14 protein-coding genes are annotated in these 13311 nt (G+C 72.0%); 8 read left to right on the forward strand and 6 right to left on the reverse strand.

Annotation, left to right across the window (positions count from 1 at the left end; translation table 11 throughout):
* Positions 1-39 precede the first annotated feature (39 nt).
* On the reverse strand, positions 40-2043 hold the full coding sequence (locus M4V62_RS31440; protein WP_425575313.1) for an ABC transporter ATP-binding protein: 2004 nt from the start codon (positions 2041-2043) through the stop codon (positions 40-42).
* Positions 2044-2132: 89 nt separating this feature from the next.
* Between M4V62_RS31440 and M4V62_RS31445 the strand changes: the two genes are divergently transcribed.
* The 3 genes from M4V62_RS31445 to M4V62_RS31455 are packed head-to-tail and all read left to right on the forward strand — an operon-like array spanning position 2133 to position 5281.
* Positions 2133-3137, forward strand: coding sequence for a thiamine pyrophosphate-dependent dehydrogenase E1 component subunit alpha (locus M4V62_RS31445; protein WP_283779118.1), 1005 nt, complete (start codon positions 2133-2135; stop codon positions 3135-3137).
* Between the two features lie 12 nt (positions 3138-3149).
* Positions 3150-4163, forward strand: coding sequence for an alpha-ketoacid dehydrogenase subunit beta (locus M4V62_RS31450; protein WP_249590571.1), 1014 nt, complete (start codon positions 3150-3152; stop codon positions 4161-4163).
* A 2-nt stretch (positions 4164-4165) separates the two neighbouring features.
* Entirely contained in the window at positions 4166-5281 is a 1116-nt protein-coding gene (locus M4V62_RS31455; protein WP_249590572.1) for an acetoin dehydrogenase dihydrolipoyllysine-residue acetyltransferase subunit, read from the forward strand.
* Positions 5282-5479: 198 nt separating this feature from the next.
* Here the strand turns inward: M4V62_RS31455 and M4V62_RS31460 are convergent, their stop codons facing one another.
* Positions 5480-5947, reverse strand: a complete 468-nt coding sequence (locus tag M4V62_RS31460; RefSeq protein WP_249590573.1) for a hypothetical protein — start codon at positions 5945-5947, stop codon at positions 5480-5482.
* Between the two features lie 30 nt (positions 5948-5977).
* On the reverse strand, positions 5978-6403 hold the full coding sequence (locus tag M4V62_RS31465; protein ID WP_249590574.1) for an ATP-binding protein: 426 nt from the start codon (positions 6401-6403) through the stop codon (positions 5978-5980).
* 206 nt (positions 6404-6609) lie between these two features.
* On the opposite strand from M4V62_RS31465, the gene M4V62_RS31470 reads away from it, so the two are divergent.
* On the forward strand, positions 6610-7470 hold the full coding sequence (locus M4V62_RS31470; protein WP_249590575.1) for a helix-turn-helix domain-containing protein: 861 nt from the start codon (positions 6610-6612) through the stop codon (positions 7468-7470).
* Positions 7471-7563: 93 nt separating this feature from the next.
* The gene (locus M4V62_RS31475) at positions 7564-7779 is read left to right on the forward strand and encodes a DUF397 domain-containing protein (RefSeq protein WP_249593092.1); all 216 of its coding nucleotides are present in this window, start codon (positions 7564-7566) and stop codon (positions 7777-7779) included.
* Positions 7780-7882: 103 nt separating this feature from the next.
* Here the strand turns inward: M4V62_RS31475 and M4V62_RS31480 are convergent, their stop codons facing one another.
* From M4V62_RS31480 to M4V62_RS31490, 3 genes are all read right to left on the reverse strand, one after another.
* Entirely contained in the window at positions 7883-9373 is a 1491-nt protein-coding gene (locus M4V62_RS31480; RefSeq protein WP_249590576.1) for a glutamate synthase subunit beta, read from the reverse strand.
* 104 nt (positions 9374-9477) lie between these two features.
* Complete coding sequence (locus tag M4V62_RS31485) at positions 9478-9957, reverse strand: anthrone oxygenase family protein (RefSeq protein ID WP_249590577.1); 480 nt, start codon at positions 9955-9957, stop codon at positions 9478-9480.
* A 780-nt stretch (positions 9958-10737) separates the two neighbouring features.
* Positions 10738-11433, reverse strand: a complete 696-nt coding sequence (locus M4V62_RS31490; protein ID WP_249590578.1) for a DUF2293 domain-containing protein — start codon at positions 11431-11433, stop codon at positions 10738-10740.
* Between the two features lie 91 nt (positions 11434-11524).
* On the opposite strand from M4V62_RS31490, the gene M4V62_RS31495 reads away from it, so the two are divergent.
* From M4V62_RS31495 to M4V62_RS31505, 3 genes are all read left to right on the forward strand, one after another.
* Positions 11525-12169, forward strand: coding sequence for a nucleoside/nucleotide kinase family protein (locus M4V62_RS31495; protein ID WP_249590579.1), 645 nt, complete (start codon positions 11525-11527; stop codon positions 12167-12169).
* Positions 12170-12274: 105 nt separating this feature from the next.
* The gene (locus M4V62_RS31500) at positions 12275-12679 is read left to right on the forward strand and encodes a PPOX class F420-dependent oxidoreductase (protein WP_249590580.1); all 405 of its coding nucleotides are present in this window, start codon (positions 12275-12277) and stop codon (positions 12677-12679) included.
* Positions 12680-12859: 180 nt separating this feature from the next.
* Positions 12860-13279 (forward strand): CBS domain-containing protein, encoded by a 420-nt coding sequence (locus tag M4V62_RS31505; RefSeq protein WP_249590581.1) that lies wholly within the window; start codon positions 12860-12862, stop codon positions 13277-13279.
* The last annotated feature ends 32 nt before the right edge of the window (positions 13280-13311 follow it).

Genomic DNA, 13311 nt, shown 5'->3' on the forward strand with positions numbered 1-13311 from the left:
CGCGGGCACTGAACTTGCCACGTGGGCCGAGCGCGCCCCTCAGCGCTCGGCGTGCCCGTTCGGTGAGGGGATCTTCGCCGTGAACTGGTCGGCCTGCAGGGCGTACAGCTCCGCGTAGACACCACCGGTCCGCAGGAGCTCGTCCGGTGTGCCCGACTCCACCAGGCGCCCTCCGTCCAGGACATGGACCAGATCCGCGTGGCGCACCGACGCAAGCCGGTGGGTGATGAGGATGACGGTCTGGCCCGTCCCCGCGAGGGCCCTGATCTTCTCGAAGACCTCCAGCTCGGCACGGGCGTCGAGCGCCGCCGTCGGCTCGTCCACGATCAGGATGCTGCCGCGCCGGTACGCGGCGCGCGCGATGCCCAGGCGCTGCCACTGGCCGCCCGACAGCTCGTGCCCGCCGGTGAACGCACGGGCCAGCAAGGTGTCGAGCCCGCGCGGCAGATCGGCCACGACGTCCCCGGCACCGGCCTCCCCGACGGATGCGCCGATCCGGTCGTCCGTGAGGGGCAGCGACGACCGGCCGATCGCGATGTTCACGCGCGCCGTGAACGGCCAGCGCTTGAAGTCCTGCGCCACCATCGCGATGCGCTCGACCAGTTGATGCCGGTCCGCGGTCGCCGCGTCGACCCCGTCCCACAGGATCCGGCCGTCCTTCGGTGCGTACAGACCGGCGAGCAGCTTCACCAAGGTGGTCTTGCCGGAGCCGTTCTCGCCCACCAGGGCGACGATCTTCCCGGTGGGCAGCGTCAGGGAGACGTCGCTGAGCGCGTCCCTGCCCGAGGCCCCCGGATAGCGGAAGGTGACATTCTCGAACCGTATCTCCCGTGGGTCCGGAGGCAGTTCGGCGCCGCCGACCGGGATCGCGCGCTGCGCAGCCTCCACGAAGAGCCGCTCCAGGTCGCCGACGAACAGGGCGTCCTCGTGCAGGGAGTTGACCTCAAGGACGAGCGTGTCGAGATTTGACGCTCCGGTGCGGATCGCGATGACGGCGGTGCCCGCGACGGACAGCGCCATCGCTCCGGCGAGCAGCAGACCGCCGAGCGTCGCGTACGTCGCCGCGGTGGCGGCGCCCGTCCACGCCGCCGCGATCAGGCCCGTCCGGGCGGCGAGCCGCGCCAGGCGCGCCTGCTCCTCCTCCGCGGCCTCCGACATGGACCGGAAGTGCCGCAGCAGGAAGGGCCCCACACCGTGCACCCGGATCTCCGGTGCCGCCCGCGCCTCCGTGAGGAGGCTGCCGATGAGGCGTCCCGCGCGGGCGTGCTGCACCCAGGCGTGGAAGGAGACATAGCGGCGCCTGGCGATGGTCAGGGCGCTCCACGCGCTCGGCAGGGTCATCGTCACCAGGAGCGGAAGCAGCACCGGGTGCAGGACGGTCAGCACGCTCGCCGCCGCGATCAGCGAGATCATCGCGTTCACCACGCGCGTGGAGATGCCGATCATGCGGCGGGCGGAGGCCGCTCCGTACTGCGCCGTGTCGAGCAGCTTGTGGAACGCGTCGTCCTCGATCGCCGACAGCTCCACCGACGCGGCCTTCTCCAAGTACTGCTCGGTGGCGACGCGTTCGACCTTCGGTTCGAGGCGGCCCGTCGCGTACGTCGACGCGGCGCGCAGCAGCGCGGCGACGAACAGGACGGACGCGACGGTCACCAGGGCGGGCATCGCGCCGCGCAGCCGGTCGGCCACCGGGGCGTCGGCCATCAGGCGCCCGAGGACGCTGTTGACCGCGAGGAGGCTCACCGCCTGGGCGAGCCCGCGGCCCACCTCGGCGCCGATCACGATGCGTGCGGCGCGCCGGTCGGCCTGCCAGGCGAGCCGGAAGCTGGCGGCAAGGAGCGCGGGAAGCCGCTTCAGCATGGACCGGAACCCCAGCTGGAGGAAGGCCTCCTCGTGCTGGGCCCAGCCGGTGTCGTAGCGCAGCGGGCCGCCGAAGAGCAGCGACTCGGACTCCGAAGTCCCGCTCTGCTTCTGGGTGTTGTTCTGTTTGTCGTTCGTCTGCTTCTCCTTCTCCGTTTGCGTACGTCCTGTGCGGGCTTGCAACCCCGGGCAACTGTTGCCGGTCGGCCCAGGCCGCAGTGCCATACCCCATGCAGGCAACTCCGCACCCGCGCAGGCAAAGGAGTTCTTCCGTGACCGACACTCTCCGGACACCTCAAGTCCCTTACGAGCACGGCCTGGACGGTCCCGCACTGCTCGACGCGTACCGCACGATGCGTACGATCCGTGACTTCGAGGAGCGCCTCCACGAGGAGTTCGCGACCGGCGACATCCCCGGCTTCGTCCACCTGTACGCAGGTGAGGAGGCGTCCGCCGCCGGGGTCTGCGCCCACCTCGACGACGACCGCGACGTCATCGCCTCCACGCACCGGGGCCACGGCCACTGCATCGCCAAGCACGTCGACGTGAAGTCGATGATGGCCGAGATCTACGGGCGCACGACCGGGGCGTGCCACGGCAAGGGCGGCTCCATGCACATCGCCGACCTCTCCAAGGGCATGCTCGGCGCCAACGGCATCGTCGGCGGCGGGCCGCCCCTCGTCTGCGGCGCCGCGCTGGCCGCGAAGACGCGCGGGGACGGCGGCGTGGGCGTGGCCTTCTTCGGTGACGGCGGCAGCAACCAGGGCACCACCCTCGAATCCCTGAACCTCGCATCCGTCTGGCAGCTGCCCGCCGTCTTCGTCGCCGAGAACAACGGCTACGCGGAGGCCACTTCGGCGAAGTGGTCGGTGGGCGGCGGCTCCATCGCGGCCCGCGCCGCGGCCTTCGGGATGCCCGGCGTCACGGTCGACGGCTTCGACTTCTTCGCGGTGCACGAGGCGGCGGGCGAAGCGGTCGCCAGGGCGCGCTCGGGCGGCGGGCCCACCCTCATCGAGGTGCAACTCACCCGCTACTACGGGCACTTCGAGGGCGACCAGCAGAAGTACCGGGCGGACGAGGTGCGCCACGCCCGTGCCGAACTCGACTGCATCAAGCGCTTCAGGGAGCGGGTCGCGGGCGAGGTCACGGTCGCGCAGCTCGACGCGATCGACGCCGAGGTCGCCCTGCTGATCGACGAGGCCGTGGCACAGGCGCAGGCTGCGCCCCTGCCGACCGTCGCGGACCTGGAGACCGACGTCTACATCTCGTACCTCTGAGGGGAGTCGACCGTGACACGCAGCATCAGCTGTCGCGAGGCACTGGGCGAAGCACTGGCACAGGAGATGGAGCGCGATCCCTCGGTGATCGTCATGGGCGAGGACAACGCGGGCGGCGCGGGCGCACCCGGCGAATCCGACGCCTGGGGCGGGGTCCTCGGCGTGACGAAGGGGCTCCAGCCGCGCTTCCCGGGGCGGGTCCTTGACACCCCGATCTCTGAGTCGGCGTTCATCGGCGCGGCGATCGGCGCCGCGACACGCGGCCTGCGGCCGGTCGCCGAGCTCATGTTCATCGACTTCATGGGGGTGTGCTTCGACCAGATCTTCAACCAGGCGGCGAAGTTCCGGTACATGTTCGGCGGCAAGGCCGTCACCCCCGTCGTGATCCGCACGATGTACGGGGCCGGTCTTCGGGCGGCGGCCCAGCACTCGCAGGCCCTGTACCCGGCGTTCACGGCCGTGCCGGGCCTGAAGGTCGTCCTCCCCTCGTCCCCGTACGACGCGAAGGGGCTGATGATCCAGGCGATCAGGGACGACGACCCGGTGATCTTCTGCGAGCACAAGGCGATGTACGACGTGGTGGGCGAGGTCCCCGTCGAGAGCTACACGATCCCCTTCGGTGAGGCGGGCATCGTGCGCGAGGGCGAGGACGTGACGATCGTGGCCCTCGGCCGCATGGTGGCCGTCGCATCCGAGGCGGCGGACGACCTGGCGTCGGCCGGTCTGAGCTGCGAGGTCATCGATCCCCGCACCACGAGCCCGCTGGACGCCGACACGATCCTGGAGAGCGTCGCGGCCACCGGGCGCCTCGTCGTGGTCGACGAGGCGGGACCCCGCTGCGGGATGGCGGCCGACATCTCGGCGCTCGTCGCGCGCGAGGCGTTCGGGGCGCTGCGGGCGCCGATCGAGACGGTGACCGCGCCGCACACGCCGGTGCCGTTCAGCCCGACGCTCGAGGACCTCTATGTGCCGGACGCCGCGCGGGTCGCCGCCGCGGTCAAGTCAGTTGTCGATGGGAAGCTGTGAGGATGCCGTTCATCGAGCGGGTCACCATGCCCAAATGGGGCCTGTCCATGAAGACCGGAAAGATCACCGAGTGGATCGCGCGGGAGGGCGACGAGGTCGAGGAGGGTGATGATCTGGCCGAGATCGACACCGACAAGATCGCGGGCACGCTCGAGGCGCCGCGGGGCGGCGTGCTTCGGCGGATCGTCGCGCAGGCGGGCGGCGATGCGCCCGTCGGCTGTGTCATCGCGGTCATCGCCGGGCCGGGGGTCACGGAGGACGAGATCGAGCGGGTGGCCGCCGAGGCACGGGAGCAGCTGGCGCGCGGGGTGCCGGCCGAGGACGAGGGCAGCCCGGTGAGCGGCATCGCGGAGGTGGGCGGCACGGCCCTGTCGTACGCGACGTCGGGCGGTGGCGCGGAGGAGGTCGTCCTGGTGCACGGGTACGGCGGCGACAAGAACTCCTGGCTCTTCGTGCAGGAGCCCCTCGCCGCGCGCCACACGGTGTACGCGCTCGACCTGCCGGGTCACGGAGAGTCCAGCAAGGAGGTGGGCGACGGCAGCCTGGCCTCGCTGGCGCTGGTCGTCACGGGCTTCCTCGACGCGCTCGGCATCGAGCGGGCGCATCTGGTGGGCCATTCGCTGGGGGGCGCGGTGGTCACCGCGGTGGCGGCGGCGGTCCCCGACCGGGTCCGCTCCCTGACGCTGATCGCGCCCGCCGGGTACGGCCCCGATGTGGACGCCGCCTATCTGCGGGGCTTCGCGGAGGCCGGGACGCGGCGTGAACTCCGGCCCCACCTGGGCAAGCTGTTCGCCGACGAGGGGCTCGTGACGCGGCAGCTGGTGGACGACGTCCTGAAGTACAAGCGCCTGGACGGAGTCGACACGGCGCTCCGCAGCCTCTTGCCGACGCTGGTGGCCCCGGGCGGCGGGGCGGCCCTCGACGTGAGTTCCATGCTGCCGCGGGGCGTGCGGACGGTCGCGGTGTGGGGCGGGGCGGATCAGGTGATCCCGGCGTCCAACGCGGCGGCCCTGGAGGGGAGGGCCGCCGTCCGGGTGATCGAAGGGGTGGGGCACATGGCCCAGCTGGAGGCACCGGGGGAGGTCGTGGCGGCGGTGGAGGCGGCGGTGACGGGGTGAAGGGACGGGGCGGCGCCCACGGGAGGGTGCCGCCCCGGCGGGGGCAGCCGGTTATTTCAGCCCGTCCGGCGTGTGCGGACGAACTCGGCGGAGCCGGTGATCAGCGGCAACGAAGGCCACCGAGCCAGAGCGGCCCGCGGCGCAGCCGCACATGTCACAGCCGGGAAGGGGCGGAGTCGGGGAAAACGCCGCCGGAGGCTAGGCCCGCACAGCCCGGGACCACGCGGGCGTAGTTCCCGTGGCCCTGCACCACGCCAGATACAGCGGAATCGGCGGCGTATAGGGAACGTCGCCCCCGGAGGGGCTGTGGATCAAGGAGGGAGCGCGCCGGGCGCCCGGCACCACGGCCCCCGCGGCGTAGTACGCGGGGGAGGGCCATTCCAGTGCGACATCGGAGTCCGCCGGCACGATCCACCACCACCGCGCCGCGTCCACGTCCTCGTACACACACCCCACACGAGGCAGCCGCGCCATCAGCCGGGGCCCGAACCGCGAGGGCACCGAGACCGCGTCGCACCCCAGAGGCTGCGACATCCCGTCCGGGACGGCGAGCCGTGTCGACGGCGGCGGGGAGGCGGCGAAGGCCCGCCTCCGTTCGAGGCGGACCAGCGTGTCCAGATCCAACAGCCGCCGCACCGTCACCGCGCTCACACGCCCCCTGTCCACGTCGTCCTCACGCCCGCACCCTCAGTCACGTCACGCCCGCAGTTCCGCCCATACGGTGAGGCCAACCCCGGGACCCTCGTCCCGCACACCCCACGCGTTGCTCACCGCCTCGACGAGAAGCAGTCCCCTCCCGTGCTCCTCGTCCGCGTCGGGCCCCTCCTGGGCGGGCCGCGGGACACCTGATCCGTATCCGTCGTCACGCACAGCTATGCGCAGCGTGCCGGGTCTGGTGCACAGCTCGCAGACGATCCGGTGGCTCGCGGTGTGCACGATCGCGTTCGTGACCAGCTCGGACACCACGAGGGCCGCGGCGTCGCGGGCGTCCTCGTCGATGTCCCAGCCCAGGAGCTGGGCCTTCGCAAGACGTCTGGCCTGCGATGCGGAACCCGGCCGTGGCACCAGCGCGAAGCTGACGCAGAGCTCGGAGCCGTTCTCGGCCCACGCGTCGGCGGTCATGCCAACAGGGGCTTCGGCGGCAGCTGTGTGTAACGGCGCGGGCGGAGTCACGCCATCCACTATCGCCCCGCCGGGAACACCTTGGCAAGACCCACTCTGAAAAGTGCACAGTGGCGTGTCCCTTCTGGACGGCACATGGCACACTGCTCGCAACGGCTCCAGGTGCGGAGTGAATTGGCATTACATGGAGTACGTGGAGGTAGGACGTGAGCGAACCGCGGTCCGCGCCGACCGTCGGCCAGGTCGTCCTAGGCCGTCGTTTGCAGGACCTGCGCGAGCGCGCCGGCCTCAAGCGAGAGGAGGCGGCGCGGATCCTTCGCGTCGCCCCCGCCACGGTCCGTCGTATGGAAATGGCCGAGGTCGCGCTGAAGATCCCGTATCTCCAGCTGCTCCTGAAGTCCTACGGCGTCGCCGATGACGAGGCCGACGCCTTCGTGACGCTCGCCGAGGAGGCGAACAAGCCGGGCTGGTGGCAGCGGTTCCACGACATCCTGCCGGGCTGGTTCAGCATGTACGTCAGCCTGGAGGGCGCGGCCAGCCTGATCAGGTCCTACGAACCGCACTTCATCCCGGGTCTCCTCCAGACCGAGGAGTACGCGCGTGGCGTGATGCGCTCCGGGGCGATCGGCCAGACCCGTCCCGAGGACGTCGAGCGGTATGTGGCGCTGCGGATGGAGCGCCAGTCGCTCCTCACCCGCGAGGACGCGCCGCGGGTCTGGATCGTGATGGACGAGACCGCTCTGCGCAGACCTGTGGGCGGTCCCGAAGTGATGCGCGAGCAGATCGACAAGCTCCTCGAAGCCGTCGAACTCCCTCATGTGACGCTGCAGGTCGCGCCGTTCGCGGCGGGTCCGCACCCGGGCACGTATGGACCCTTCGTGCTCTTCCGCTTCGCCATGGCGGAACTGCCGGACATGGTCTACAGCGAGTACCTGACCGGCGCGGTCTACCTGGACGCGCGCACCGAGGTGGCCACCCACCTAGAGGTCATGGACCGCATGGCGGCGCAAGCCGCGACGGCACAACGCACAAAGGAGCTCCTGAGGGACCTCCGCAAGGAGCTGTGAATGGATCGACACCGAGCCGGTACGCGACCCGGGTCAAAGCCCGGAGCCGGGTCCCGCCCCGAGTCACGGGACGACTCCCGGATATACAACGGCATGCCCGCCCGCGAGCTCGGCAGCGAAGGCTGGCACAAGCCGTGGAGCGGCGGCAACGGCGGCAACTGCCTGGAGGCCATGAAGCTGGCCGACGGCCGGGTCGCGGTCCGTCAGTCGGCCGATCCGGACGGCCCGGCCCTGATCTACACGCACGGCGAGATCAACGCGTTCATCCAGGGGGCGAAGGCGGGGGAGGCCGACTTCCTGCTGTCGTGAGCGCTGACGTGACGCCGCCTGAGCTGACGTGACGCCGCCATGAGCTGACGTGATCCCGTCCGTCGTGAGTCCCCTGTGAGCCCCCGCCACGCGTGGCGGGGGCTCACACGGTCATCGGCCGGTCGTACGGGCCGATCGGCGCCGCGAGCTGGGTCGCGCCCGTCAGCCACCGGTCCACCGCGGCGGCGCTCGCGCGGCCCTCGGCGATGGCCCACACGATCAGCGACTGGCCGCGGGCCGCGTCGCCCGCCACGAAGACGCCCGGCACGCCGGTCGCGAAGTCCGCGTCGCGGGCGAGAGCGCCGCGGTCGTCGACGGCCAGGCCGAACTGCTCGACCAGGCCGCCCGGCGTCCGCTCCGGACCGCGGAAGCCGAGCGCGAGAAGGACGAGGTCGGCCGGGAGCACGCGCCGCGTGCCCGGCCGCGGGCTGCGGTCCGCCTCGACCTCGGTCAGGTGCAGGCCGCTCACCCGGCCCGCCGCGTCGCCGGTGAAGCGGAGGGTGGAGGCGGCGAACAAGCGCGCGTCGGCGTCCGCCGCGGGGGCGGTGCGCAGCTCGCCCGCCTCCTCGTGGGCGACGGAGAGACGGTAGACCTTCGGGTACGTCGGCCAGGGCTCGGCCAGTTCGTCGCGGACGTCACCCGGCCGTTCGTAGATGTCCAACTGCGTGACGGAGGCGGCCCCTTCGCGCACCGCCGTGCCCAGGCAGTCCGCTCCGGTGTCCCCGCCGCCGACGATCACGACGTGCCGGCCCGCGGCGGACAGCGGGGAGGTGTCGATGTCCCCCTCGCACACGCGGTTGGCGAGCGGTAGGTACTCCATGGCCTGGTGAATACCGCTCAACTCCCTTCCCGGCACGTCCAGTTCGCGCCACGCGGTGGCTCCCACGGCCAGCACCACCGCGTCGTGCCGGGTGCGCAGCTCGGCGGCCCGTACATCTCTCCCGACCGCGACGGACGTACGGAAGACCGTGCCCTCGTCCCGCATCTGCGCGAGCCGCCGCTCCAGGTGGTGCTTCTCCATCTTGAACGCGGGGATCCCGTACCGCAGGAGCCCGCCCGCGCGGTCCTCGCGCTCGTACACGACGACGGTGTGCCCGGCGCGCGTCAGCTGCTGCGCGGCGGCGAGTCCGGCCGGTCCTGAGCCGACGACGGCGACGGCCTTGCCGGAGTGCCGGTCCGGCGGGCGCGGCGGGTTGAGGCCGTCCTGCCAGGAGCGGTCGGCGATGGCCACCTCGACGTTCTTGATGGTCACGGCGGGCTGGTTGATCGCGAGGACGCAGCCCGCCTCGCAGGGCGCGGGGCAGAGGCGGCCGGTGAACTCGGGGAAGTTGTTCGTGGCGTGCAGCCGGTCCGCCGCCGTGCGCCAGTCGGCGCGCGAGACGAGTTCGTTCCACTCGGGGATCAGATTGCCCAGCGGGCAGGCGTCGTGGCAGAAGGGGATGCCGCAGTCCATGCAGCGGTCGGCCTGCCGCTCGACGATGGGCAGCAGGGCGCCGGGGACGTACACCTCGTCCCAGTCCTTGATCCGCTCGCCGATGGATCGGCGGGGCCATTCCTGGCGGGGGGTGGTGAGGAAGCCCTTGGGGTCGGCCATGGCCGTCTCCCGTCGCGTGCTTTCACAGGCTTTCGGCCACTGTACGACGGGTGGGCGGGGGAGGCATGCGGGTGGGGGCCCGGGGGTGGTCAGGGCAGGTCAGGTCAGGTCAGGGCGAGGATGAATGATGCGGAGGCGGCGAGTGAGGCTCCGACCCGGATGTGGTTCCACATGGTCCATTCGCTGACGTACGTACGCCAGCGTTCCGCGCTCTCCGGCGCCTGCGGGTCGAGCTTGGCGAGGGCGTCGTTGCGGGGGACGTTCGCCGCGATGGTCACTCCGAACGAGCCGAACAGATACAGCGCGCTGCCGAGCAGCAGCTCGACGGTGCCCTCGTCGGGCCAGAGCACGAAGGTGACGACGGCGACGACGGCGCTGAGGCCGGCGGCGCCCATGAAAACGGTCATGAACCCGGCGGTGAGCGCCTTGACGTTGATCGACTGCATCGCCGCGATGCCCTGCGCCGGGGGCAGCGCGGCAAGGCCCTGCATCACGAACGTCGAGAACGCGACGAACGCTCCGGCGACCAGGCCGCAGGCGAGTGCGGCAAGCACGACGAGCACGAAGTATGGTCCCTCGATCATGGCAACTCCCGCGTTCGGTAAGGCAGCCGTCAGGTGAGCGAGCCGCAGTGATCCTCCATGGCGCGGGCCCGCATCACAAGTGAATTGCCTTTACCGGGTGGGAGGCCATGCGTGGGGCGCGCGGACGCATACGCGGGCGTCTGGCCGGGGGGCCTTGGGGGAGGCTGTGCGCTTTCCGCCCGCTGCCTGGGGTGGGCCGCTGGCTGTCTGCCGTCGCGGGCTGCGCTTGTTCCGCCTGCTGCGCGGCGGATCGCTCCCGCCCACCCGCCCGATTGCCCCGTGTCGAGGGGGCGGGCGAACGGGCGTGCCGTCCCTGGCTGGGGTGGGGCGTCTGGCTTCCGCCGTCGCGGGCTGTTCCTGCTGTTCCTGCTGCGCCTGCTGCGCGGCGGATCGTCCCCGCCCGTTGCGGGGTGCGCCTGTTCCGCCTGCTGCGCGGCGGATCGTCCCCGCCCGTCGCGGGCTGCTCCTGTTCCGCCGCTTCGCGACGGGGCGTCCCCGCCCACCCGCCCGGTTGCCCTGGGGGGGGGCATCGCGCGGAACTCCGCGCACCCAGCCGATGACGCTGCGGGGCAATCGGGTGGGTGGGCGGGAAAACTCCGCCGCGAAGCGGCGGTTCAGACCCGCCGCATACGACGCACAGACGCGAGGCAAGGCCTCAGCAGGCGCAAGCGGTCGCGACACGAGCGGCCCAGCGCATGCCCCCTGCCAAGGCGGCAAGGCAAGGCAAGGCGAGGCGAGGCGAGGCGAGGAAGGCTCCGGCGGGCCACGCCCGCCGGAGACTCAGCCCGCCACCCCCTCCCGCCCAGGCCCCTGCCAGGACCGAAGCACCGCATCCACCGCCGGCCCAATCCGACGGCGCGCCTCCCCCCGGGAGACCCCGCTCATGAGGAGGCGGTCGTACGGCGTATCCGTGTGCCGGACGGCGGCCACCACCGCCGCCGTCACCGCCGCAGCGGACAGCGCCCGCCCCGCCGTACTCCGCCCCACCCGCCCGCTGCCCCGCACGGACGCGTGCGCGGCGATCGCCCGGGACCGCTCCCCGGGGCACCCCGGGAAGAGGCGCCGGATCTCGTCCGCGAAGGCCGCCGTGAAGCGGACGTCCTCCGCGGCCCGCCGCACCGCGTCCCGAGCCCGGCAGCGCGCCCGCGCCTCCGCGTCCGCGAGGCACCGCTCCTCGGCCCGCGCGAGCGCCGCCTCCTCGACGAGCACCCCCTGGCGCTCGTACCGGCCCTGGCGCCGGTTGAAGCGGACGACCACCGCCGAGAGCCCACTCCCCTCGCGGGCCCGCCGCGTCAGCGCGGTGTCTCCGCGCGGCAGGAAGACGAGATGCCCCAGGTCGGCGCAGTCCAGGCAGCGTGGCTCGGCATCCTCGATGACCAGGAGGGAGAGCGGCCCGCCGCGGCATTCCGCGCAGTGGCGGCGCTTCAGGGGCTGGATGGCGAGAAGTCCTCTTCGGGCGAGGGGAGTTGGTGCCATGAAGAGTTCATTCCCCGGGCCGGCGGGCGCGTACCGCCATGGAGGCGGAAGGGGCGGGAGCCCCGAGGCCACGCTGGGAAGGCCCGGCATCATGGGACGGGTGCGACTCGAAGCGATCACCTGGGACCGGCTCACGGACACCCTCGCCGACCGGCTGCTCGACCTGAAGACGGCCGACGCGAGCCCCTGGCCCCGCGTCGCCTTCGACGGTGCCCCGGCGGGCAGGCCCGGCGACCTGGCCCGCGGCGTCGCCGACGCGCTGCGCGTGCGCGGGCGGTCCGCGCTCGTGGTCGGCACGGAAGGCTTCCTGCGTCCCGCCTCGCTGCGCCTCGAATACGGGCGCGAGGACGTGGAGGCGTACTACAGCGGCTGGTTCGACACCGGCGCGCTCTGGCGCGAGGTCTTCGGGCCGCTGGACCCGGGCGGCACGGGCAGGGTGCTGCCCGACCTGTGGGACCCGGCAACGGACCGCGCGACGCGCAGCCCGTACGTCCAACTCCAGCCAGGATCAATGCTGTTGCTGCACGGGCCATTCCTGCTCGGCCACTGGTTCCCCTTCGATCTGACGGTCCACACGAGCCTCTCGCCGGGCGCCCTGCGGCGACGTACGGCGGAGAGCGAGCGATGGACGCTGCCCGCCTTCGAGCGGTACGAGGCGGAGGCGGATCCCGGTGCGGCGGCCGACGTGGTCGTACGCGCGGATGATCCGCGGCACCCGGCATGGAGCGGTGGCTGACGCGGGCCCAGGCGCATCGAGAACACCGGGAACACCGGGAACGCCAAGAACACTGGGAACGCCAAAACCCTTTTATATGCACGTGCATGTAGTTAGAGTCTGGGCATGGCAACGACAGCGCTCCACTTCAGCGAATCGGTCCGCACTCTCCTCGACGGCAAGAACTTCGCCAGCGTCGCCACCCTCGGCCCCGGCGGCGCACCCCAGAACTCGGTGGTGTGGATCAAACGGGAGGGCGACACCGTGCTGTTCTCCTCCACGGCGCGGCGGCAGAAGGTCCGCAACCTCGAACGCGACCCGCGCATCAGCATCTCGGTCTTCGACCTGGCCAACCCGTACACGTCGACCGAGATCCGCGGCGTCGCCGAGATCCTCCCCGATCCGGAGAAGCGACTGCCTCACGAGCTCTCGCACAAGTACCTGGGCATCGACCCGCCCGGCGAGAAGGACGAGGAGGCCCGAGTGATCATCAGGGTCACCCCGGAGAAGATCGTCGGCTTCTCAGCCTGAGGCCGACCACGTGATTCCCGGCGGCGCCTGATTCCCGGCGGCGCCCGCGCCCGAGGCCCTGTCCCGTCAGGGGCGCCCGGCTCCGGCGTGCGGACCTCCGGGGGCGCGGCGAGAATGAAGGGCGCCGGGACTAGCGGTGCCTCCGCGCCGCGCCGGCCGCCCGGCACCGGGAGGTACCTCATGACCACCGCCGGAGACATCATGCACCGCGGCGCCCAGTGGATCCCCGCACACGAGACCCTGGACCGCGCCGCACAACTGATGCGCCAGCTCGACGTGGGCGCGCTGCCCATCAGCGACGAGAACGAGCGGCTCTGCGGCATCCTCACCGACCGCGACATCGTGGTCGGCTGCGTGGCGATGGGACACGACCCGTCGCGGGTGACCGCGGGGGACATGGCCAAGGGCACGCCACGCTGGATCGACTCGGGCGCGGACGTCGACGAAGTCCTCCAGGAGATGAAGGGCAGCCAGATCCGCAGGCTCCCCGTCATCGAGAACAAACGCCTGGTCGGCATGATCAGCGAGGCCGACCTCGCCACGCACCTCGCCGACGACCAGCTCGCGAGCTGGGTCGAGAGCGTGTACGCGAAGGGCTGACCCCGAGGCCGCCCCGCGCCAACCACCCAGCC

This window comes from Streptomyces durmitorensis, assembly GCF_023498005.1.
In the GTDB taxonomy this organism is placed as follows: Bacteria; Actinomycetota; Actinomycetes; order Streptomycetales; family Streptomycetaceae; genus Streptomyces; species Streptomyces durmitorensis.